The following is a 20467-nucleotide window of genomic DNA, read 5'->3' as shown; positions in this document are numbered from 1 at the left end:
GTCCATTCAAACCTCCCTTTTGGAAGGTTGAATCAAACCTCAGGTGATTTGAAAATCCTCAATGTCCACAGGCCCTAGCCAAAAGACATCCCCCCGCGCGCGCCGCCCCACGGCAAAGGCTTGGATCAGCTGGGCCGTTTGAATGGCCGGGTCTTGGCTTTCGTCAGGTCTCAGCAGAACAACATTGGTCATCGCATCGCCTCCGACTGGGGGGAACGGCGGGCGACAGAGCCGCCCGCTTGCACAGTTTCAGCCGCTGAAGGGCAGCACCTCAGCCGGGGCGAGGCCAGTGGTGAACAGGCCGACCCCGCCGCCTTGCGTGATGCTGCTGCGGTCCTGCTGTAACCCGGTGGTGAACATCTCAACCCCCTCGCCCAACAGCATGTCGCCGCCCCCACGGTTGAGGCCGGTGGTGAACAGGTCAACACCGGCGCCAAGCGCCATTGGATTGTCCTCTGTCTGTAGGGCTGTTACGGGGGCGAAGTCGTGTGCAAAAATAGCAGTCATCGTATGGTCCTTTCAAAGTGCTTTGCAATTTAAAGATGTACCAGGACAACTGACGCACGTTAAGCGTGTTAATCCAAGCGTTTTTGAGCTAACACATTGTACTGTAACACTTATCCACATTAAGGTCGCTGCACAGTCTCGCCTCAATTCTGATTTTCTTTGTCGGACTGGGGAGAAAAACAAATCCCACCCACAGGGCAAGACCGAGACAATACGGGCGACCCACTCGCAGAACCTCTACAATAGCGGGAAATTGGGTCAGAGAATCACCTTAAGCGCGCATGCCTTCCCCTTGCTCCGCGCTGCCAATTGCGCGATAGCAGGCGGACGTCGAATGAGGGCCGGATATGAAGATCGCGAGTTTCAACATCAACGGTATCAAGGCCCGCGCGGCGGGCCTTCCCGACTGGCTTGACGAGGCGCAGCCGGACGTTGTCGTGCTGCAAGAGATCAAGTCGGTGGATGAGGCCTTCCCCCGCGAAATGCTCGAAGAGCGCGGCTATAACGTCGAAACCCATGGGCAGAAATCCTTCAACGGCGTGGCGATCCTGTCGAAACTGCCGCTTGAGGATGTGTCTCGCGGCCTGCCGGGCGATGATGCCGACGATCAGGCGCGCTGGATCGAAGCGACGGTTGTGGGCGACGATATGGCGCTGCGGGTCTGCGGGCTCTACCTGCCCAATGGCAACCCGGCGCCGGGGCCGAAATATGACTATAAACTCGCATGGATGGCGCGGCTGCAAGCCCGTGCCGAAGCACTTCTGGCCGAGGAAACGCCCTTCCTCATGGCGGGAGATTACAACATCATCCCGCAGGCCGAGGATGCCGCCACACCCGACAGCTGGCGCGAAGATGCGCTCTTCCGACCCGAATCCCGCGCCGCATGGCGGCGGCTGGTGAACCTTGGCCTTACGGATGCCTTCCGGGCGCGTACCCAAGGGCCGGGGCATTACTCCTTTTGGGATTATCAGGCCGGGGCGTGGAACCGCAACAACGGCATCCGCATCGACCACTTCCTCCTGTCCCCCACCGTGGCCGACCGGCTGCGTGATTGCCAGATCGACCGCGACGTGCGCGGGCGCGACAAACCGTCGGATCACGTGCCCATCTGGGTCGAACTGGATATCTGAGGTCAGGCCTCCAGTTCGGCATCCCAATAGAGAAAATCCATCCAGCTTTCGTGCAGATGGCCGGGCGGGAATTTGCGCCCCATGTTGCGCAGCTCTTCAGCGGCGGGTTGCCGCGGCGGTTTGCGCAGGGCAAGCCCCGTGCGGTGCAGGGGCCGCGAGCCTTTGCGCAGGTTGCAAGGGCTACAGGCGGCGACCACGTTTTGCCAACTCGTCACCCCACCGGCAGCACGCGGCACCACATGGTCAAAGGTCAGTTCCCCCTTCGCGCCGCAGTACTGGCAGCGAAATTCATCCCTCAGAAATAAATTAAAGCGCGTGAAGGCCACGCGCTTTTGAGGTTTGACATAGTCTTTGAGAACGACAACCGACGGGATCCTAATCACCGTAGAGGGGCTGCGCACCACCTCGTCATATTCGGCAACGATCTCGACCCGGTCGAGCCATTTGGCCTTTACCGCTTCCTGCCATGGCCAGAGCGACAGCGGGTAATAGGATAAAGGTCGGTAATCCGCGTTGAGCACCAGCGCGGGGTGGTGTTTGAGCGCCGCCGGGTGGCGGGTAAATTCGGTCCTGAAATCGCCGTCCATCTGGTCGCGTCCTCTGCCCGTTTTAGCCACTATATCTCGCGGTTTCTCTCTGGCAAGACAAAGGTGAACCACTAGATGTCGCCGGTTTTGCCCAAAGATTACGACAGAGGCGTGACAGATGGGCAGAGTTTGTTAACCTTGAGGCATGTCGAAAAGCCCCCTGCCCGATGCGCCCGCCCCGCAATCTGTGCTCGAAGCCGCCGTCTATGTCGAGGATCTGGACGCGGCGCGGGAGTTTTACCGAGACATTCTGGGGCTGAAACTGTTTCAGGAGGTGCCGGGCCGGCATATGTTCTTTGCGCTTGGGCCTTCGGTCTTGCTGGTCTTCAACCCCACCGCCACGGCGCAGCCGCCCGGCAATCCGGAAATGCCGGTGCCGCCCCATGGGGCGCAGGGGCCGGGGCATGTCTGTTTCGCAATGAAACGTGATGAGATCGCCGCGATGGAGACGCGGCTCCGGGCCGCCGGGGTCGAGATCGACACCCGCTTTGATTGGCCCAACGGGGCGCGCTCACTCTATGTGCGCGACCCCGCTGGCAATTCGATTGAGTTCGCCGAACCCTGGCTTTGGGATGAGATGAAGGGTTAGAGGCCCAGTTTGTCGCGCATGAAGGCCAGCGCCACGCTCAGCCCATCGGGCGCGATGCCATGGCCGGTGCCCTTCATCACATGGGCGTAAACGTCTTGCCACCCCGCCTCTTGCAGCGCTTCGGCGGCCTGCGGCAAGGATTGCGGCGGCACCACGTCATCGGCATCGCCATGGACCAGCAGCACCGGCGGTTTGACCCGCGCCTCTTCGGCCAGCGCTTCGGGGTTGAGCAGACGGCCCGAGAAGGCCACGATCCCCGCCACCGCATCTTCGCGCCGTGGGGCCACATGCAGCGACATCATCGTGCCTTGGGAAAAGCCAAAGAGCACGACCTGTTCGGGCAGCACATCTTCGTCGACCATCAGCGCATCGAGAAAGGCGTCGAGGTCTTCGACCGCGCTCATCATCCCGCGCATCGATTCCTCTTCGGATGATCCGTCGATCCATGGGATTGGGAACCACTGATAGCCCATCGGCGCACCGGCGCAGGCCTCAGGCGCGTCGGGTGCGACGAAAAGGGTGTCGGGCAAATGCTCGCTCAGCGGATCGGCAAGGCCCAGCAGATCGGCGCCGTTCGCGCCATAGCCATGCAGGAACACCACCACCGACCGTGTGGTGCCAGAGACCGGCGCGCGGCGCTCGGCGTTCAAAACCCGTGTCATGACAATCCTTCCTTTTGTTTCAACACCCGGTAGTAGGCAAAGAGCAGCCGCGCCGCAACCGACCGCCAAGGTGACCATGCGGCGGCCATGGCGGAGAGGTCTTTCGGGCTGGGACGGGCAGGCAGATCGAAAAGCCCCCGCGCCGCCTCTTGCAGCGCAAGGTCGCCGCTGGGAAAGATATCGCGGCGGCCGAGGCAGAACATCACATAGATCTGCGCCGTCCACGGCCCGATCCCCTGCATGTCGACCAGCGCGGCCATGGCTTCGTCATCGGGAAGCCCGTGCAGCGCGTCAAAGTCGAAATCACGTTCCGCCAAGCCCAACACATAGCGCGCTTTGGGGCGGCTTAGCCCTGCGGCGCGCAGGCCATCGTCACCGGCGCGCAGGACGTTTTCGGGCCGATCCAACCCCGCCGTGACAAGCCGCGCGTAGATCGCACGGGCCGAGGCCACGCTCACCTGTTGCCCCACGATGATGTCGAGCAGCCCCGCGAAGCCGGGCGGGCGCAGGCGCAGCGGCAGCGGGCCGGTCTGGGCCAGCGCCATGGCGAAACGCGGCTCTTGCTCGGCCAGCCATGCCGCGCCCTCGGCCACATCGGCGTCGCAGGTGATCGGAGGCGCGAGGCTCACAGGCGTGCCACCCAATCCAGCATCGCGTCGAGGTCAGTCAGGCAAGGCGCGCCCTCGGGCCGTGGCGGCCTGTCGATCAGGACCACCGGCAGGCCGAGCGACAGGGCCGCGTCAACCTTCGGGCGGCTGGCCCGCCCGCCGAGGTTGCGACAAATCAGCAAGTCGACGCCAAGATCGCGGAACAATGCAGTCTCGCTCTGCACGGTGAATGGCGGATCGCCAAAGATCAGATCGACAAAATCATAGGGCGCGGCGCGGTCATGGCGGCTCGTTTGCCGCAGCATGAGGCGCGCGCCCTTGAACGGTTGGAACGCTGGCAGGCTGGCCCAGCCGGTCGCGGCAAAGACACGGGCGGCGGGTGGCACGGCACGGGCGGCGGCCGCGACATCCGGCACCGATTGCAGCAGCGGGTTGTCCAAGGGCCAAAGGGGCCGCGAAAAGCTGACGAAGGGCTTGCCCAGAGAGGTGGCGGCGGCATAGCCTGCGTGGCTCAGCCCCGCATCGAACCCATGGCTAAGATCAAGCACCGCATCGAAGCCCGTCATATCGCGCCGCAGCGCGGCGGCATCCCCAGCATCGCGCATCTCATAGGCCATCGGCATCGGGTTGCTGCCGCGCGGCGGCTCGGTCAGCCAAGCGGTAACCCGGTGCCCGGCCTGCGCCAAGGCGGGTGCAAGCTGCCGCGCTTCGGCGGTGCCAGCGAGCAAAAGAAGGGTCAGCGAAGGGCGAACGGCGGCGGTCATCGGCGCGATCATCGGCGAGCTTGCCGCCGGGCGCAAGCGGGATCGGGGGCCAAAAACCGATGCCGGGCTTGCCCTTACCCAAGGGCAGGGCTACCCCTTGGCGGGAAGTGAGGAATTCAGACATGATCGACGACAGACGCGCGCGGCGCAACGTAGCTGTGCTGGTGGCAGCACAGGCCTTTCTCGGCGCGCAGATGCCGATGATTTTCCTTGTCGGAGGTCTTGCCGGGCAGTCGCTTGCGAGCAATGTCTGTCTTGCCACCCTGCCGATTTCGATGATCGTTTTGGGCTCCATGCTCTCGGCCACGCCGGTCTCGGCCATCATGCAGCGCTATGGCCGCCGCGCGGGGTTCTTTCTGGGCGCGGCGGGCGGTGCCTTGGGCGGCGCGGTCGCGGCCTATGGGCTTTATCTCGCCTCCTTTCCGGTCTTCCTGCTGGGGTCGCTCCTGACAGGCATCTATATGTCGGCGCAGGGGTTCTACCGGTTCGCCGCTGCCGATACCGCCTCGGATGATTTTCGGCCCAAGGCGATCTCCTATGTCATGGCTGGCGGTCTTGTCTCGGCCATCATCGGGCCGCAGCTTGCCACGGCCACGTCGATGAGCCTCGTTGTCCCCTTTCTCGGCACCTATATGGCCGTGGTGGCGGTGAACCTCATCGGGGCGCTGCTGTTTCTTTTCATTGACATTCCGAAACCGCCGATCCCGGCCCATGACGCGCCCAAGGGCCGCAGCCGGTGGGAGCTTTTGACCACGCCGCGCATCGCCGTCGCTGTGATCTGCGCCATGGTCTCATACGCATTGATGAACCTCGTGATGACCTCGACCCCGCTGGCGGTCGTCGGCTGCGGCTATAGCCAAGACAGCGCGGGCTATGTGGTCACCGGCCACGTGCTGGCGATGTTCGCGCCGTCCTTCTTTACCGGCCATCTGATCAACCGTTTCGGTGTCGAGCGCATCATGGGCCTTGGCATTGCGATCCTTGCCGCCGCCGGGCTGGTGGCGCTTCAGGGGGTGGAACTGGGCAACTTCTTTGTCGCGCTGATCCTTTTGGGGCTGGGCTGGAACTTCGGCTTCATCGGGGCCACCACCATGCTTGCGGGCGCGCATGAGCCGCATGAGCGCGGGCGGATGCAGGGCCTGAACGACCTTTTGGTCTTCGGCGGCGTGACCGTGGCCTCACTGGCCTCGGGCGGGCTGATGAACTGTTCGGGCGGGACCGCGCAGGAAGGCTGGGCGGCGGTGAACCTTGCCATGGTGCCCTTCTTAGTGTTGGCGGGCGGCTCACTGATCTGGCTGGTGCTGCGCAGCCGCAAGGAGACGCAGCTGAGCTAAGCGCCTACCAGCGCGACGCCAAGGCCCGCAGCGCGAAATGGCGGCGCGGGTCAGGCAGCGCGGCTTGCGAGACCTTTTCCGGCGCATCCACCGCGGCCCGCAACACCGGCCCCGCATGGGCGGCCGGCAGCAGCGCCGCGCGCGCCGCCTTGGGGATCTTGCCCCGATTGGCGCGGGCCGATTTCAGCCGGTCGAGCGCCCCCTTGGCGAGGGCCGAGACCCCCTCTGCCGTGCCGTCCAACAGCGGCACGCGGCCCGCCTCTTCCAAATTCGGAATGGCGCAGAGCCATGCGGCGATCCCAGTGGCATAGGCCGCATCGCGCACGACCGCTTCATCCGCCGCCCCAAGGCGGCGGGCGGCGACCCACATCAGATGGCCTGCGGTCTGGTCGATATAGCGCTCGAAATGCCCGGCATCCTCGAAGGGGTCTTTGTAGATGTCCCACCGCCGCGCAGCGACGAGTTCGTCAAGCAGGTCCGCATCCTCCGGCGCGATCGCACGGGCCAGCGGCGTGGTCACCTCATGCCGCCGCACCGGGCCGCCCTTGGCGATCTCTTCCAGCGCGTCGCGCCACCATTGCAGCCGCATCTCGGCGATCATCGTCTCTTGGGTGACCCATGGGGCGCGGGCCACCTCGACGTTGAAGGCATAGAGCGGGAAGAGCAGCTTGCGCGTCTCGACGGGGGCGGCCATGGCGGCGCGAAAGCGCCAAGGGTCGGCGCGCTCTACCATGGCGGCGCAGGCGTTCAGATCGGCGTCGAAGGTCATGCGGGGCGTGCCACCGTCAGTAGATAGCCGAACTCATCCCGATGCGCGCGCCAGCAGGCGATCTCTGCCTCGGCGGCATCGAGCACTTCGGCCAGATTATCCTCCGCCCCGGGGCGCAGCTTTTCGATCCGCGCCTCCAAGGGGGTGTAGTAATTCTCCCAAGCCTCATCCGACAGGACACGGGTCGCCACGACCTCATAGCCCGCCGCGCGGACCCGCTCGGCAATGCCCTCTGCATCGCTCATCGCGGGGTAATCCGCCCATTGCGCGCGGGCCTCTTCTGACGGGCTTTCCGTTAGCCAGCAGGGCTCGGAGAAGGCCACAACCCCGCCCGCGCGCAGCGATTTGCGCCAGCGCGTCAGCGCCTCGGTCACGCCGAGGAAATAGACCGCACCGGCGCACCAAATGAGATCGTATTCATTGGCGATGGCGGCCATATCGGCGCGCAGCAGGGTGACATTGCCATCGGCCACGAAACGGCCCCGCGCGGTGTCGACGAAATGCGCCGTTTGATCGAGGGCGGTCACATGGCCCTGCGGGATCGCCGCGCGCAGGGCGCCGATGTCGCTGCCGGGGCCGCAGGCCACATCGGCAATTTCGGCCCTTGCAGGCAGATCGACCTGTTCCACGGCCCAGCTCACATCCGAAGGCTCCCCCGGCCCTTCGCGCGGCAGATCCCGGTGGAGGGTGAAAAAGGCGGTCATATCATCTGTCATTGGGCGCGGTCCCGGATCAATTTCCAACGTATCGCATCAAGCAGCGCTTCGAATGAGGCGTCGAGTATGTTGGCGCTGACGCCCACGGTGGACCAGCGCTGCCCCTGCCCGTCTTCGCTGTCGATGATGACGCGGGTGGTGGCTTCGGTGCCGCCTTGGGTGATGCGCACCTTGAAGTCAACCAGACGCATGTCATCCAACAGGCTGCTGTATTTGCCCAAATCCTTGGCCAGCGCCTTGGACAGCGCGTTGACCGGGCCGCGGTCGGCGCCATCCTCGTCCAGCGATTCCGAGACCGAGAGCCGTTTTTCCCCATCGACATCGACCACCACGACCGCCTCGGAAAGGCTGACCATCCGGCCTTCGGCATTGCGGCGGCGTTCGACGGTAACGCGGTAGCGCTCCACCTCGAACAGATGCGGCAACTGGCCCATAACGTCGCGGGCCAGCAACTCAAAGCTCGCCTGCGCGGTGTCATAGGCATAGCCCTGCGCTTCGCGGTCCTTGACCACCTCCAAAATCCGGCCAAGCGCCGGGTCGCCCTTGGCGACCGAGAGGCCCGCATCGCTCAGCCGTTTGCGCAGGTTGGATTGTCCGGCTTGGTTCGACATCGGGATGACGCGGGTATTGCCGACGAGCGCGGGGTCGATATGTTCATAGGTGCTGGGGTCTTTGGCAATGGCGCTGGCATGCAGCCCCGCCTTATGCGCAAAGGCCGAAGACCCGACGAAGCCTGCCTGTTTCATCGGCACGCGGTTCAGGATTTCATCCAGCATCCGGCTGGTGCGCGTGAGCCCGCGCAGCGCCTCAGGGCTCACCCCGATCTCATAGCGGCTGGCATAGGGTTTTTTCAGCATCAGGATCGGGATCAGGGTGGTGAGGTTGGCGTTGCCACAGCGCTCCCCCAGCCCGTTGAGCGTGCCTTGGATCTGTCGCGCGCCCGCGTCGACGGCCGCCAGCGTGCAGGCCACGGCGTTCTCGGTGTCGTCATGGGTGTGAATGCCCAAGTGATCCCCCGGAATGCCCGCCGCGATCACCGCGCGGGTGATGCGGCCAATCTCATCGGGCAGCGTGCCGCCATTGGTGTCGCAAAGCACGATCCAACGCGCGCCCGCGTCATGGGCCGCGCGGATCGCTTCGAGCGCGTAGTCGGGATTGGCCTTGTAGCCGTCAAAGAAATGCTCGGCGTCAAAAAGCGCCTCGCGTCCCTGCGCAACCAAATGTGCGATGGATTTGGCGATGTTGTCGGTGTTCTCCGCCAGCGTGATGCCGAGCGCGGTCTTGACGTGGAAGTCATGGGTCTTGCCGACGATACAGACGGATTTCGTGTCTGCATTGAGCACAGCGGCCAGCACGTCGTCATTCTCAGCCGACATGCCCGCGCGTTTGGTCATGCCAAAGGCGGTGAGCCTCGCCCGCGTCGGCGGGGCCGCGTCGAAAAAGGCGCTGTCGGTCGGGTTGGCCCCGGGCCAGCCGCCTTCGATGTAATCCACCCCAAGCGCGTCGAGCGCCTCGGCGATCTGGCGTTTTTCATCGGTGGAGAACTGCACGCCTTGGGTCTGCTGCCCGTCGCGCAGGGTGGTGTCGTAGATCGTGAGGCGGTCGCGGGTCATGGGGCGGCTCTCCCGAAACCAACCTGACCAAAGGTGCGCAGGCGCCATGCCCGACCTCGGGAGGGCTTTGCCGCCTGGGACGACCTGAGAGTTTCCGCTCTCTGACCACAGCACGTGGGACGGGCGTTGCAAAATGCCCTCCCGGGGGGGAGGTCGGGCATGGCGCCCGCGCGCCGGGAGGCGGTAGCGGCGAGGCTCACAACACCCCCTCCAGCTCGCTGCGGTCAAACCCCGGCGGTGGGGTCAGCTTCACCCCGTCCTTGCTCATCTGCACCTCGATCCCGACCGAGGTCAGCGCCTTCTTGATCCGGTCCACCTCGGCGAAATCCTTGGTCTCCATCGCGGTGGCGCGGGCATCGCTGAGGAAGGCTTCAACATCGCTCAGATCAAGCGCCTGCACGGCGGCCCAATCGGGAATATGCGCGTCCATCAGCCCCAAGAGCGTCAGCGCACCGCGCAGCCCTTCCGCATCGCCCGCGCCCGAGAGCCGGTGGCATTCGGTCAACGCACCGTGGGTGTTGAGATCATCGGCCAGAAGCGCGACCAGATCGGGCCCGGGCGTCGCGGCCTCGGCCTCTGCCGCCTGAAGATACCATTTCCTCAGAGTCTTCTCGGCCTCCTCGCGCTTCTTTTCGGTCCAGTCCATCGGCTTGCGATAATGGGTCGAGAGCATCACGAAACGGATCACCTCTCCCGGCACGCCCTGGTCCAGCAGATCGCGCACGGTGAAGAAATTGCCCAGGGACTTGGACATCTTCTTGCCCTCGACCTGCAACATCTCATTGTGCAGCCAGTAGTTGGCGAACCCGTGGCCCGCGCATTTCGACTGGGCGATCTCATTCTCATGATGCGGGAACTGCAGGTCGATGCCGCCGCCGTGGATGTCGAAACGCTCTCCCAACAGGTCATGCGCCATGGCGGAGCATTCAATATGCCAGCCCGGACGCCCCTGCCCCCAGGGCGAGGGCCAGCCCGGCGTGCCCTCGTCCGAAGGCTTCCACAGCACGAAATCCATCGGGTCTTCCTTGTAGGGCGCCACCTCGACCCTCGCGCCTGCGATCATGTCATCGACCGACCGGCCCGAAAGCGCGCCATATTCGGCGTATTTACGCACCCGGAACAGCACATGGCCCTCGGCCTCATAGGCGTAGCCCTCCTCTATCAACCCGCGGATCATCGCGACCATCTGGGGGATATACTGTGTCGCACGGGGCATGTGGTCGGGCTCCAAGGCGCCCACGGCGGCCATGTCATCGAGATACCACTGCGTCGTCTCGGCGGTGATCTCGCCAATGCTGCGCCCGCTCTCAGCGGCGCGGGCGTTGATCTTGTCATCCACATCGGTAAAATTCCGCACGTAAGTCACATGCTGCGGCCCATAGACATGGCGCAGCACGCGGTAGAGCACATCGAAAACGATCACGGGCCGCGCGTTGCCGAGGTGCGCCCGGTCGTAGACGGTGGGGCCGCAGACATACATCCGCACATTCTGCGCATCAATCGGCGTGAAACCCTCTTTCTTCCGAGTGGCGGTGTTATGCAGCTTGATCGTCAGGTCACGGGTCATGGGCAGGCGTCCTTGCGCGGGTGTGACGCGGGCTTGGCATAGTTTTGTCAGAATGGGAATGACGTGAACAGCGGCCCGCGAGGATGTCTCAGCGGGTAATGCAGCAAATAATGAGCGTTGTGGTGTTCATAACCGGGTTGTAGCAAGCGCGCCGTCCTGCGCCAAGCCCCTTGTCCGGTTAAGTTTTATGCAAGCCCGCCCCCGCCTTTCCCCGCGCGGATTGACAAAGCCCCAAGGCTCTGCCCCCTTGTGCGGAAATTTTCGGAGGCATCATGGATAGATCATCGCGCATCAAAGGGGTTCTGGCCGGAGGGTCCGACGGTTGGGAAGTGTTTCACAAATCGCGCGCGATGATCGCGGCAGGGGTGCCGGTGACCGAGCTGACCATCGGCGAGCATGACATCCGCACCGCCGCCCCGATCCTGCAAGAAATGCACCGCAGCGCCCTCGGCGGCCATACCGGCTATGCCGCCGTGCCGGGCACCGATGCCCTGCGCGACCGGATTGCAAAGCGGGCCGAAGAGCGGACTGGCCTGCGCACGACGCGGGACAACGTGGTGGTGACCCCGGGCGGGCAAGCGGGGCTTTTCGCGGCGTTCATGGCGGTCTGCGACCCCGGCGATGCGGCGCTGTACATCGACCCCTATTACGCCACCTACCCCGGCACCCTGCGGGCCGCCGGGGCGCGGGCCGTGGCGGTCGCGGCACGTGCCGATCACGGGTTCCTGCCCCGCGGTGCGGATCTGGCGGCAGCCGCCGAAGGCGCAAAGGCGCTGTTGATCAACACGCCCAACAACCCGACGGGCGTGATCTATGGCCGCGAAACCTTGGAAGAGATCGCGCAGGTCTGCCAAGATCGTGACCTCTGGCTCGTCTCGGATGAGGTCTATGACACGCAGATTTGGGAGGGCGCCCATCTCAGCCCCCGCGCCCTGCCGGGCATGGAGGAGAGAACGCTGGTCATCGGCTCCATGTCGAAATCCCACGCGATGACCGGCAGCCGCTGTGGTTGGATCATTGGGCCCGAAGACATCATCGGCGATCTGATCGACCTTGCCACTCATACCAACTACGGCGTGCCGGGCTTCATTCAGGACGCGAGCGACTACGCCCTTGCCCAGGGCGCGGCTTTCGAAGAGGAAATCAGCGCCCCCTTCGCCCGCCGCCGCGCGCTGGCGCAGCGGGTTTTGGGCGGTCAAAACGTGGTGCGCTCGGTGCCCTCGCAAGGCGCGATGTATCTGATGCTGGATGTCCGCGCCACGGGTCTCAGCGGCAGTGAATTTGCCGATGCCCTGTTGGGCGAGCAGCATATCGCAGTGATGCCGGGCGAGAGTTTCGGCGCGGCGGCGGCGGGCCATGTGCGCGTGGCCATGACGATCAAAGACAGCGCCTTTGAGGCGGCCCTGCGCGACCTCTGCCGCTTTGCCGAAGGGCGCGCGAGCCGCGCCGCGTAAATAAAAAGACCGGCCTCCTTTCGGAAGCCGGCCCTTCATCAAAGCGGGTCATCCCGCCAAGACAGATCAGAAGCGCATGGAACCGCGCAGGGAGATCGTGGTCGCGTCCAGATCGTCGCCTGTGCCGCCTACGTCATCGAATTTGTGCTGCAGCACTTCGCCACCGACGGTGTAGCGATCAGTCACTTTATAGGTGACGCCCAGACCGGCGAAGGGGCCGGTTTCATCGCCAACGCTGGTGTCGGCACGGGCCGCACCGGCGGTCGCGTAAACCAGTGTGTTGCCGAAGTCGTAGCCAGCTTTGACCTTGGCGCGTGCAACGGAATCGGCTGTCGCGCCGGATGTGCCCAGATCGATGTCGGTCTTGTCGTAGTCGAGTTCGCCACCCAGAACGAATTTGCCGAAGTCATAGTCGTAACCGGCGTGGAAACCGTAAGACGTATCGTCACCATCAAGGGCGCCGCTGTCGCTGTCGATGTCGGTCTGGCCAACCTGAAGACCGGTGTAGAAGCCTGTCCAGTCGCCATCAACAGCCACGGGTGTCGGCGCCGGAGTGAAAACCGGTGCTTCAACGGTGGTGTCTTCCAGCGAACCGGCTGCTGCGGCACCCGCGAAAGCGCTGGATGCGATCAGGGCGATGCTGGCGATTGTTGTCGTGCGTTTCATGTTCTGCTCCTTAAATACAGGTGACCCCGCGATCCTCGCCGCAGGGTCACTCACGCAACGCCCGATGTAAGGTTGGGTTTCAGTTTTTTCACTTCACAGAATTGCGATGCGCTGATTGTCGCACATTTGCAACATACCCTCGGCGCGGTGCCGCTCAAGTTATGTGTCTTCTGTTTGATCGACCGGCACTTGCCGTTAATTTATTATGATATGTCAGATAGTTACACCCGCAATAGAGATTCCGCGCCATCTTTGCCCTCATTGCAGTGAGAAACGCGCAATCAGCGCCGGATCGAGTCAGAGCGGCGCTTGCATACATCCGACCGAAACGCACGGACCAATCTCCGGCACCCCCCCGCTTTGGGCGGAACCACCCAAAGGCTTGCTGTCACCAGCGAACGCGTTATCTGCTTGTATTGTCAGTAAGAAGGAGCAGGCCTCACCCCATGTCATGGATCACAACCCATCTGGAAGTCGTCATTATCGTGATCCTGACGCTGCTGGCGGCGATCGTGATCTTGCAACAACGCCGCACGCCGCAATCGACTGCCGCATGGCTGCTCTTTATCATCGTGCTGCCTTGGGTCGCGGTGCCGGTGTTTCTGGGGCTGGGTTTTCGCAAACAATCCTCGCGCTACACGCCGGTGCATTTTCTGAAAGGCGATACCGGCGGCCCCCCGCCCCGCCCTGTCCATACGCTCGACGCGACGATGCAGTATTTCGGCCTGCCCGCCGCCGCCCATGGCCAAGACCTGCGGCTCTTGGGCGATCCGACCGCGGCGCATGAGGCGGTGATGGCGCTGATCCAAGGGGCCGAGGAGCGGATTGACGCGCTTTTCTACATCGTTGCCAATGACGAAACCGGGCGCATTTTTGTCGACGCGCTGACCGAACGCGCCAAGGCGGGCGTGAAGGTTCGGCTGCTGATGGACCGTTTGGGCACCCTGCGTGGACCTGTCGCGGCCCTGCGCCATCTGCGCGAGGCGGGCGGCGACGTGCGTTTTTACTCTCCTTTGTTGCAACTGCCGGGCTCAGGCCATCTGAACCTGCGCAACCACCGCAAGATGATCATCGCCGATGACGCGCGGGTCTTTTCCGGCGGCATGAATATCGGGGCGCATTACCTCGGACCCACGGCGCTGGAGGACGGCTGGACCGATCTGGCCTTTCTGCTCGAAGGACGCGCGGTACAGAGTTTCGGCGATGTGTTCCGCTCGGACTGGAGCGTGGCCAGCGGCGAGGCATTGGACCCCGCCCCCTCGGTCGCGGCCCATACGGGCGGAACGGCAACGGTGCAACTCGTGCCCTCCGGCCCCGATATCGGCGAAGACCCGCTGCATGATGGGCTGATCCGCGCGATCCATCTGGCCGAGGCGCGGATTTGGCTGGTGACGCCCTATTTCGTGCCAACCGAAGCCCTTGGCGCGGCCTTGACCACAGCGGCCCGGCGCGGCGTGGATGTGCGGGTCTTGGTCCCTGAGCGCTCAAACCAACGGCTGGCGGACTTTGCGCGGGGTGCCTATCTGCGCGAACTGCATGAGGCAGGCGGTCATGTGCTCTATTACCAGCCCGGGATGATCCATGCCAAAGCCGGGATCATCGACGATATGGGGCTGGTGGGCACCGCCAATTTCGACGTGCGCAGCATGTTGCTGAATTTCGAGGTCACGCTTTTTGTCTATGACGCGGGCTCGGTCGCGAAGCTGCATGATTGGTTCGAACATCTCTCAGAGCATTGCGCCATGGAAAGACCGCCGAGCGGGATGTTCCGCAAAGTGGCCGAAGGGCTGTTTCGTCTGGGAGCGCCCGTTCTATGATCCCCGCCGTCGCCCCGCAATCGCTGCGCATCGTCAGCTACAACATCCGCAAGGCCATGGGCACCGACCGGCGCCGCGATCCCGAGCGGATCATGCGGATCATCCGCAGCCTGCATGCCGATGTTGTGGTGCTGCAGGAGGCCGACCGCCGCCGCGCCCCGCGCCCTTCGGCCCTGCCGCTCGACCGGGTCGAAAAGGTGACGGGTCTGCGCCCTGTGCCCACGCCAAGCGATGTAAGCATCGGCTGGCATGGCAATGCCGTTCTGGTCCGGCCCTCGGCCAAGATCGACCGGGTGGCGCATCTGACCCTGCCGGGGGTGGAGCCGCGCGGCGCGATGGTGGCCGACCTGCATATCGGGGCCCGCCAGTTGCGCGTGATCGCCTCGCATTTGGGCTTGCTGCGCCCGTCGCGCAAGGAGCAGTTGAGCGCCATGATCGCCCATCTCGACGCCTGTGCCGCCTGCCCGACCTTGATTGCGGGCGATCTGAACGAATGGTCGCAAAAGGTCGGGCTGGGGCGTTTGGCGAAACGATTCACCATTCATGCGCCGGGCAAAAGCTATCACGCGCGGATGCCCGTGGCCTTTCTAGATCGCATCGCCTTGGATCAACATCTTACCGTGCGCCAAGGCGGCGTGGTCGAAACGCCCCAGACCCGCCGCGCCTCGGACCATTTGCCGATCTGGCTTGACGTGGCGCATCGCTAGACGCCCTCAGCCCGTGGCCCAAGCCAATTCGCCCACCATCATGTTGCAGGCCTGCTGCGGGGTCGAGAAAGCGACCTGCATATCGAAAGCCATGCGCACATCCGCCCGCGCTTTGGCGATGGTCGCATCCGTCGCCCCAAGCCGTCGCGCGGTGGCGATGTTTTGGTTCGCATCATGCCGCAGCTTGCGCACGCTTTCATAGCCGCCTGCAAAGCCCGCACATTGTTTCGCCGTCAATTCCGCCGCGGCAGCTCTGCGCGCCGCAGCCTCCATCGGTGAGGCCGGAGGCTCCACACAGCCCGCCAGTGTGCTGGCAAGAAAGCCCGATATAATAAGACGTTTCATCAAATTCTCCCTTTCACGACCTTGATAGGGAGAGACTGGTTTAATTTTGGTTAACGCGACCCGAATGGCAGCGCAAAGATTAACCCTTTCGCGCAACCACGCCTAAGGCGCCCCGGCCGCCTCGTCGGGGCGGGCCTCTCGGCCCTGCCCCTGCGCGCCCCTTTCGGGGCACATCTCATCAGCTACAACCCGAGGTGCCGCCGCAGGTGTTGCACTTCATGCAGGTGCCGTTGCGGACCAATGTGTAGTTGCCGCATTCGCCGCAGGCTTCGCCCTCATATCCCTGCATCTTGGCCTTGGCCCGCGCATCGAGGCTGACCGCGCCGGACGCTGCGGGCGGCACCGCGACCGCCACATCGCCATTGCTGACTTGAGGCGCGTAGGCAGAGCTTGCTTCGACGTTTTGCCCGCCTTGCAGCACCACCAACTCTTGCGGCAGCCGGTTGCGCAGATAGCCGGTGGAGCTAATTTGCTTGAGCACTTCCAAGGACTTATTCGCGGCCCCCTCGCTCAACTCGCTGACGTTCGAGAGGTTCTCTTCCTCGCCGCGACCCAGATCGTCAAAGGTCGCCCCCTCAGGCTTCACATGCGCCAGATCGGTGCGGTCGAGGTAGCTCACCGCCAGTTCACGGAACACATAGTCGAGGATCGAGGTCGCCTGTTTGATGCTGTCGTTGCCCTGCACCATGCCCGCGGGCTCGAACTTGGTGAAGGTGAAGGCATCGACGAATTCCTCCAGCGGCACGCCGTATTGCAGACCGACTGAGACCGCGATGGCGAAGTTGTTCATCATCGCCCGGAAGCCCGCGCCTTCCTTATGCATGTCGATGAAGATCTCGCCCAGCTTGCCGTCCTCGTATTCGCCGGTGCGCAAGTAGACCTTGTGGCCGCCGACGTTGGCCTTCTGGGTATATCCCTTGCGGCGCTGCGGCATCTTCTCGCGGTGCGACTTGATGATCTCTTTGACGATCACCTTCTCGACGATCTTCTCGGCCAGCACGGCGGCTTTCTCATGCGCGTTGCCGCTCTCCAGCGTCTCGGCGGCGTCCTCGTCGTCTTCCACGAGGGCGGCAGCCAGCGGCTGGCTCAGTTTCGATCCGTCGCGATAGAGCGCGTTGGCCTTGATACCCAAGGACCAGCTGAGTTCATAAGCCTTCTGGCAATCCTCGATCGTCGCGTCATTGGGCATGTTGATCGTCTTGGAGATCGCCCCCGAGATAAAGCTCTGCGCCGCCGCCATCATGTGGATGTGGCTGTTCACCGAGAGATAGCGTTTGCCTTTCTTGCCGCAGGGGTTGGCGCAGTCGAAGATGCCGTAATGCGCCTCGCGCAGATGCGGTGCGCCCTCTAGCGTCATGGTGCCGCAGACGTGGTCATTGGCCGCCTCAATATCGGCCTTGCTGAAACCGAGGGAGCGGAGCAGATCGAAGGTCGGGTCGTTCAACTTTTCCGCCGGGATGCCCAGCACCTGCGTGCAGAAGGCCTCGCCCAGCGTCCATTGGTTGAACACGAAACGAATGTCGAAAGCCTGTTTCAGCGCCGCGTCGATCTTGGCCAGTTCATTGGCGCCAAAGCCATGCCCCGCCAGCGTGGTGTGGTTGATCGCAGGCGCATTGCCGATCGTGCCGTGGCCCACGGCATAGCTGACGATCTCTTCGATCTGGGCCGACCCGTAGCCGAGCTTTTCCAGCGCGGCAGGCACGGATTGGTTGATGATCTTGAAATATCCGCCCCCGGCGAGCTTCTTGAACTTCACAAGCGCGAAGTCAGGCTCGATCCCCGTGGTGTCGCAGTCCATCACCAGACCGATGGTGCCGGTGGGCGCGATGACCGAAGTTTGCGCGTTGCGGTAGCCGTGGGCTTCGCCCAGTTTCAGCGCTTCGTCCCAGCAGGATTTGGCGATGTCGACCAGACCCGCCTGCGGACAGTTGACGTGATCCAGCGGCACCGGTTTGACCGAAAGCTGCTCATAGCCGTCGGCCTTACCATAGGCCGCCGTGCGGTGGTTGCGGATGACCCGTAGCATATGCTCGGCGTTCTTGGCATAGCCCGGGAAGGCGCCCAATTCGCCCGCCATCTCGGCGGAGGTGGCATAGGAGACGCCGGTCATGATCGCGGTCAGGGCACCGCCCAAAGCGCGGCCCTCGTCGCTGTCATAGGAATAGCCCATGTTCATCAGCAACCCGCCGATATTCGCATAACCCAAACCCAATGTGCGGAAGTCATAAGACCGCTGCGCGATTTCCTTGGAGGGGAACTGCGCCATCATCACGCTGATCTCGAGCGTCACGGTCCAGAGCCGCGCGGCGTGCATATAGTCCTCGACCTGAAAGACACCGTCCTTGAGGAAGGTCAGCAGGTTCATCGAGGCGAGGTTGCAGGCCGTGTCGTCGAGGAACATGTACTCCGAGCAGGGGTTCGAGCCGCGGATCGCGCCGTCCTCGGGGCAGGTGTGCCAGTCGTTTACGGTGTCGTGGTACTGGATGCCCGGATCGGCGCAGGCCCAAGCGGCGTGGCCGACCTGATCCCAGAGGTCACGGGCGCGGATCGTCTTGGTGACCCGATTCTCGGTGCGGCTGATCAACTCCCAGTCGGCGTCTTTCTCGACGGCTTTCAGGAAGGCGTTGGTCACGCGGATCGAGTTGTTCGAGTTCTGGCCGGAGACCGAGTTGTAGGCTTCCGAATCCCAGTCGGTGTCGTAGGTTGGGAACTCGATCCCGGTATGGCCCTGCTTGGCATAATCCAACACGCGTTTGACGTAGGTCTCGGGAATCGCGACCTTCTTGGCCTCGCGGATCGCCTGTTTCAGCGCCGCGTTCTTGGTCGGGTCATAGGCATCCGCCTCGGCGCCGTCCCATGCCTTGATCGCGTCGAACAGGAGGTTCAGCTTCTGCTCGTGCATCTTGGAGCCGGCGACGATGGAGGCCACCTTCTGCTCTTCGAGCACCTTCCAGTTGATGAAATCCTCGATATCGGGGTGGTCGGCGTCGACGATCACCATCTTCGCCGCGCGGCGGGTGGTGCCGCCGGATTTGATGGCGCCGGCTGCACGATCGCCGATCTTGAGAAAACCCATCAAACCCGACGACTTGCCGCCGCCCGACAGCTTCTCGCCCTCTCCGCGGAGCGATGAAAAGTTGGTGCCCGTGCCCGAGCCGTATTTGAACAGACGCGCCTCGCGGACCCAGAGATCCATGATGCCGCCATCGCCCACCAGATCGTCACCGACGGACTGGATGAAGCAGGCATGCGGCTGCGGGTGCTCATAGGAGGACTTTGACCGTGTCAGCTTGCCGGTCTTGTAGTCGACGTAGTAATGCCCCTGCGCCGGGCCGTCGATGCCGTAAGCCCAGTGCAACCCGGTGTTGAACCATTGCGGGCTGTTCGGGGCCGCGCGCTGGCTGGCCAGCATGTGGCGCATCTCGTCGTAATAGGCGCGGGCGTCCTCTTCGGTGCTGAAGTAGCCGCCTTTCCAGCCCCAATAGGCCCAAGCGCCCGCCAGACGGTCGAAAACCTGCTTGGAGGAGGTCTCACCGCCCATCTCGGCGCCCTCGGTGGGCTCGGAGCGCCACAGGAATTCGGGCACGCCCTTTTCCTTGACCTTGCGGGTCTCGCTAGGCACGCCCGCCTTGCGGAAATACTTCTGCGCGATCACGTCGCTGGCGACCTGGCTCCAGGATTTCGGAACTTCGACGTTGTCGAGCTTGAAGACCACCGAACCGTCAGGGTTGCGGATCTCTGACACCGTCGTGACAAAGTCCAAATCCGCATAGGCATCCTGCCCGGCCTTGGTGAAATTCCGTTCAATCTTCATCGTCGCTGCCCTTTTACAAACTCTTAAAATCCCAAGCCGACATGCCCACGGCAGGCCGTCTCACCCCGATGTGCTGGCAGTTTGAACAAAGCTTCCCCGCGCCACCTGCTGACGCAAGCGGCCCGAAACCGATTGAAACGCTGGTTCTATACTCTGTCCCCGCCGCCGAAGCGCCCTGTCGCGTTAACCACAACATATTGTGGCGCTTTACTTGACCCCCACAAACTGACGTAGATCGCACTATTTGGTCAACGGTTTTTTTCGGAATTATTTTAGGACGGACAGTTGACCGAAAGCCCCTGATTTGCCCCGCGCCGTACCCTAGTGATTCAGTCTCAGGATATCCCCAAAGATACCCGCAGCTCCGACTGGCAGGCGGCCCTGAAAATAATCCATTGCAGGGGCCGGGTTAGCGGAGGTGTTTGGAAAAATGGTTTAATTCATCCACAGCCCAAGACCGCCCGCCGGGCGACAGGCCGCCGGAGGTGACCTCTGTGTCACGGTCACCCGGCCCAACGCCCCTGTCCGACGCCAGCGCCTAGAACCGCGGCAGAATCATCACGATATTGGCGCGCGCGGGCGCAAATCTGCCAATGCGGCGGCAGCAGCTACAATATCTTGTGCAGAATTCGGATGAATCGCCGGACGCGCCTCAACCAATAGGAGAAACGCGACATCATCAACGTTGGAAGAAAGTGGTCGGAGCGAGAGGATTCGAACCTCCGACCCCCTGTACCCAAAACAGGTGCGCTACCAGGCTGCGCCACGCTCCGACTGGGGCTTCTTTAGCCATAACCCCACCAATTGAAAAGCCCCGA

General features: G+C 63.3%; 19 protein-coding genes and 1 tRNA gene. 6 read left to right on the top strand and 14 right to left on the bottom strand.

Annotation, left to right across the window (positions count from 1 at the left end; translation table 11 throughout):
* Positions 1 to 39: 39 nt before the first annotated feature.
* On the bottom strand, positions 40 to 192 hold the full coding sequence (locus ACGYK7_RS12865) for a hypothetical protein (protein ID WP_394402696.1): 153 nt from the start codon (positions 190 to 192) through the stop codon (positions 40 to 42).
* Positions 193 to 249: 57 nt separating this feature from the next.
* Complete coding sequence (locus tag ACGYK7_RS12860) at positions 250 to 507, bottom strand: hypothetical protein (protein ID WP_394402694.1); 258 nt, start codon at positions 505 to 507, stop codon at positions 250 to 252.
* Between the two features lie 347 nt (positions 508 to 854).
* On the opposite strand from ACGYK7_RS12860, the gene xth reads away from it, so the two are divergent.
* Positions 855 to 1637: an exodeoxyribonuclease III gene (xth, locus tag ACGYK7_RS12855; RefSeq protein ID WP_394402693.1), complete on the top strand. Its 783-nt coding sequence runs from the start codon at positions 855 to 857 to the stop codon at positions 1635 to 1637.
* Between the two features lie 2 nt (positions 1638 to 1639).
* Here xth and ACGYK7_RS12850 read toward each other — a convergent pair whose 3' ends face one another.
* The gene (locus ACGYK7_RS12850) at positions 1640 to 2224 is read right to left on the bottom strand and encodes an HNH endonuclease (protein ID WP_394402691.1); all 585 of its coding nucleotides are present in this window, start codon (positions 2222 to 2224) and stop codon (positions 1640 to 1642) included.
* A 145-nt stretch (positions 2225 to 2369) separates the two neighbouring features.
* Here ACGYK7_RS12850 and ACGYK7_RS12845 point away from each other — a divergent pair, with 145 nt between their 5' ends.
* A complete protein-coding gene (locus ACGYK7_RS12845; protein ID WP_394402689.1) occupies positions 2370 to 2813 on the top strand; it encodes a VOC family protein in 444 nt (147 codons plus the stop codon).
* Here the strand turns inward: ACGYK7_RS12845 and ACGYK7_RS12840 are convergent.
* The 3 genes from ACGYK7_RS12840 to ACGYK7_RS12830 are packed head-to-tail and all read right to left on the bottom strand — an operon-like array spanning position 2810 to position 4847.
* Positions 2810 to 3475, bottom strand: a complete 666-nt coding sequence (locus ACGYK7_RS12840) for an alpha/beta hydrolase (protein ID WP_394402687.1) — start codon at positions 3473 to 3475, stop codon at positions 2810 to 2812. The genes ACGYK7_RS12845 and ACGYK7_RS12840 overlap by 4 nt on opposite strands.
* The gene (locus tag ACGYK7_RS12835; protein WP_394402686.1) at positions 3472 to 4104 is read right to left on the bottom strand and encodes a DNA-3-methyladenine glycosylase family protein; all 633 of its coding nucleotides are present in this window, start codon (positions 4102 to 4104) and stop codon (positions 3472 to 3474) included. The genes ACGYK7_RS12840 and ACGYK7_RS12835 overlap by 4 nt, the downstream gene beginning before the upstream one ends.
* Complete coding sequence (locus ACGYK7_RS12830) at positions 4101 to 4847, bottom strand: precorrin-6A/cobalt-precorrin-6A reductase (RefSeq protein ID WP_394402685.1); 747 nt, start codon at positions 4845 to 4847, stop codon at positions 4101 to 4103. The genes ACGYK7_RS12835 and ACGYK7_RS12830 overlap by 4 nt, the downstream gene beginning before the upstream one ends.
* Positions 4848 to 4969: 122 nt before the next feature.
* Here ACGYK7_RS12830 and ACGYK7_RS12825 point away from each other — a divergent pair, with 122 nt between their 5' ends.
* A complete protein-coding gene (locus ACGYK7_RS12825; protein ID WP_394402683.1) occupies positions 4970 to 6181 on the top strand; it encodes an MFS transporter in 1212 nt (403 codons plus the stop codon).
* Positions 6182 to 6185: 4 nt separating this feature from the next.
* Here the strand turns inward: ACGYK7_RS12825 and ACGYK7_RS12820 are convergent, their stop codons facing one another.
* From ACGYK7_RS12820 to cysS, 4 genes are all read right to left on the bottom strand, one after another.
* A complete protein-coding gene (locus ACGYK7_RS12820) occupies positions 6186 to 6950 on the bottom strand; it encodes a squalene/phytoene synthase family protein (protein ID WP_394402682.1) in 765 nt (254 codons plus the stop codon).
* Positions 6947 to 7666: a class I SAM-dependent methyltransferase gene (locus ACGYK7_RS12815; RefSeq protein ID WP_394402680.1), complete on the bottom strand. Its 720-nt coding sequence runs from the start codon at positions 7664 to 7666 to the stop codon at positions 6947 to 6949. The genes ACGYK7_RS12820 and ACGYK7_RS12815 overlap by 4 nt, the downstream gene beginning before the upstream one ends.
* Positions 7663 to 9279 (bottom strand): citramalate synthase, encoded by a 1617-nt coding sequence (cimA, locus tag ACGYK7_RS12810; RefSeq protein WP_394402679.1) that lies wholly within the window; start codon positions 9277 to 9279, stop codon positions 7663 to 7665. Before cimA ends, ACGYK7_RS12815 begins: the two co-directional genes overlap by 4 nt.
* A gap of 196 nt (positions 9280 to 9475) precedes the next feature.
* Complete coding sequence (cysS, locus tag ACGYK7_RS12805; protein ID WP_394402678.1) at positions 9476 to 10846, bottom strand: cysteine--tRNA ligase; 1371 nt, start codon at positions 10844 to 10846, stop codon at positions 9476 to 9478.
* 272 nt (positions 10847 to 11118) lie between these two features.
* Between cysS and ACGYK7_RS12800 the strand changes: the two genes are divergently transcribed.
* Positions 11119 to 12300 carry a pyridoxal phosphate-dependent aminotransferase gene (locus tag ACGYK7_RS12800; RefSeq protein ID WP_394402676.1) on the top strand — a complete coding sequence of 394 codons (1182 nt, stop codon included), beginning with the start codon at positions 11119 to 11121 and terminating at the stop codon, positions 12298 to 12300.
* 66 nt (positions 12301 to 12366) lie between these two features.
* Here the strand turns inward: ACGYK7_RS12800 and ACGYK7_RS12795 are convergent, their stop codons facing one another.
* Complete coding sequence (locus ACGYK7_RS12795) at positions 12367 to 12966, bottom strand: outer membrane protein (protein ID WP_394402675.1); 600 nt, start codon at positions 12964 to 12966, stop codon at positions 12367 to 12369.
* A gap of 446 nt (positions 12967 to 13412) precedes the next feature.
* Between ACGYK7_RS12795 and ACGYK7_RS12790 the strand changes: the two genes are divergently transcribed.
* Together ACGYK7_RS12790 and ACGYK7_RS12785 are read left to right on the top strand one after the other, a co-directional pair.
* Complete coding sequence (locus ACGYK7_RS12790) at positions 13413 to 14783, top strand: phosphatidylserine/phosphatidylglycerophosphate/cardiolipin synthase family protein (RefSeq protein WP_394402673.1); 1371 nt, start codon at positions 13413 to 13415, stop codon at positions 14781 to 14783.
* Positions 14780 to 15490: an endonuclease/exonuclease/phosphatase family protein gene (locus tag ACGYK7_RS12785; RefSeq protein ID WP_394402672.1), complete on the top strand. Its 711-nt coding sequence runs from the start codon at positions 14780 to 14782 to the stop codon at positions 15488 to 15490. Before ACGYK7_RS12790 ends, ACGYK7_RS12785 begins: the two co-directional genes overlap by 4 nt.
* Before the next feature lie 6 nt (positions 15491 to 15496).
* Here ACGYK7_RS12785 and ACGYK7_RS12780 read toward each other — a convergent pair whose 3' ends face one another.
* From ACGYK7_RS12780 to ACGYK7_RS12770, 3 genes are all read right to left on the bottom strand, one after another.
* Positions 15497 to 15835: a hypothetical protein gene (locus ACGYK7_RS12780; protein ID WP_394402671.1), complete on the bottom strand. Its 339-nt coding sequence runs from the start codon at positions 15833 to 15835 to the stop codon at positions 15497 to 15499.
* A gap of 178 nt (positions 15836 to 16013) precedes the next feature.
* Positions 16014 to 19649: a vitamin B12-dependent ribonucleotide reductase gene (locus tag ACGYK7_RS12775; protein WP_394402670.1), complete on the bottom strand. Its 3636-nt coding sequence runs from the start codon at positions 19647 to 19649 to the stop codon at positions 16014 to 16016.
* Positions 19650 to 20345: 696 nt separating this feature from the next.
* Positions 20346 to 20422, bottom strand: a tRNA-Pro gene (locus tag ACGYK7_RS12770).
* Positions 20423 to 20467: the final 45 nt, after the last annotated feature.

Origin of the sequence: Sulfitobacter sp. 1A15299 (assembly GCF_043556915.1) — a bacterium.
Lineage (GTDB): Bacteria > Pseudomonadota > Alphaproteobacteria > Rhodobacterales > Rhodobacteraceae > Sulfitobacter.
The sequence above is the reverse complement of the archived record's forward strand: the minus strand, read 5'-3'. Positions and strand labels throughout refer to the sequence as shown.

What these genes read in the sequence shown, in the direction of transcription:
- ACGYK7_RS12815 (WP_394402680.1), bottom strand. Translation starts at nt 7,666, where the DNA reads ATGACAGATGATATGACCGCCTTTTTCACCCTCCACCGGGATCTGCCG.
- ACGYK7_RS12830 (WP_394402685.1), bottom strand. Translation starts at nt 4,847, where the DNA reads ATGACCGCCGCCGTTCGCCCTTCGCTGACCCTTCTTTTGCTCGCTGGC.
- ACGYK7_RS12845 (WP_394402689.1), top strand. Translation starts at nt 2,370, where the DNA reads ATGTCGAAAAGCCCCCTGCCCGATGCGCCCGCCCCGCAATCTGTGCTC.
- ACGYK7_RS12780 (WP_394402671.1), bottom strand. Translation starts at nt 15,835, where the DNA reads ATGAAACGTCTTATTATATCGGGCTTTCTTGCCAGCACACTGGCGGGC.
- ACGYK7_RS12800 (WP_394402676.1), top strand. Translation starts at nt 11,119, where the DNA reads ATGGATAGATCATCGCGCATCAAAGGGGTTCTGGCCGGAGGGTCCGAC.
- ACGYK7_RS12775 (WP_394402670.1), bottom strand. Translation starts at nt 19,649, where the DNA reads ATGAAGATTGAACGGAATTTCACCAAGGCCGGGCAGGATGCCTATGCG.
- xth (WP_394402693.1), top strand. Translation starts at nt 855, where the DNA reads ATGAAGATCGCGAGTTTCAACATCAACGGTATCAAGGCCCGCGCGGCG.
- ACGYK7_RS12865 (WP_394402696.1), bottom strand. Translation starts at nt 192, where the DNA reads ATGACCAATGTTGTTCTGCTGAGACCTGACGAAAGCCAAGACCCGGCC.
- cimA (WP_394402679.1), bottom strand. Translation starts at nt 9,279, where the DNA reads ATGACCCGCGACCGCCTCACGATCTACGACACCACCCTGCGCGACGGG.
- ACGYK7_RS12790 (WP_394402673.1), top strand. Translation starts at nt 13,413, where the DNA reads ATGTCATGGATCACAACCCATCTGGAAGTCGTCATTATCGTGATCCTG.
- ACGYK7_RS12840 (WP_394402687.1), bottom strand. Translation starts at nt 3,475, where the DNA reads ATGACACGGGTTTTGAACGCCGAGCGCCGCGCGCCGGTCTCTGGCACC.
- ACGYK7_RS12850 (WP_394402691.1), bottom strand. Translation starts at nt 2,224, where the DNA reads ATGGACGGCGATTTCAGGACCGAATTTACCCGCCACCCGGCGGCGCTC.
- ACGYK7_RS12860 (WP_394402694.1), bottom strand. Translation starts at nt 507, where the DNA reads ATGACTGCTATTTTTGCACACGACTTCGCCCCCGTAACAGCCCTACAG.
- ACGYK7_RS12795 (WP_394402675.1), bottom strand. Translation starts at nt 12,966, where the DNA reads ATGAAACGCACGACAACAATCGCCAGCATCGCCCTGATCGCATCCAGC.
- ACGYK7_RS12785 (WP_394402672.1), top strand. Translation starts at nt 14,780, where the DNA reads ATGATCCCCGCCGTCGCCCCGCAATCGCTGCGCATCGTCAGCTACAAC.
- ACGYK7_RS12825 (WP_394402683.1), top strand. Translation starts at nt 4,970, where the DNA reads ATGATCGACGACAGACGCGCGCGGCGCAACGTAGCTGTGCTGGTGGCA.
- ACGYK7_RS12820 (WP_394402682.1), bottom strand. Translation starts at nt 6,950, where the DNA reads ATGACCTTCGACGCCGATCTGAACGCCTGCGCCGCCATGGTAGAGCGC.
- cysS (WP_394402678.1), bottom strand. Translation starts at nt 10,846, where the DNA reads ATGACCCGTGACCTGACGATCAAGCTGCATAACACCGCCACTCGGAAG.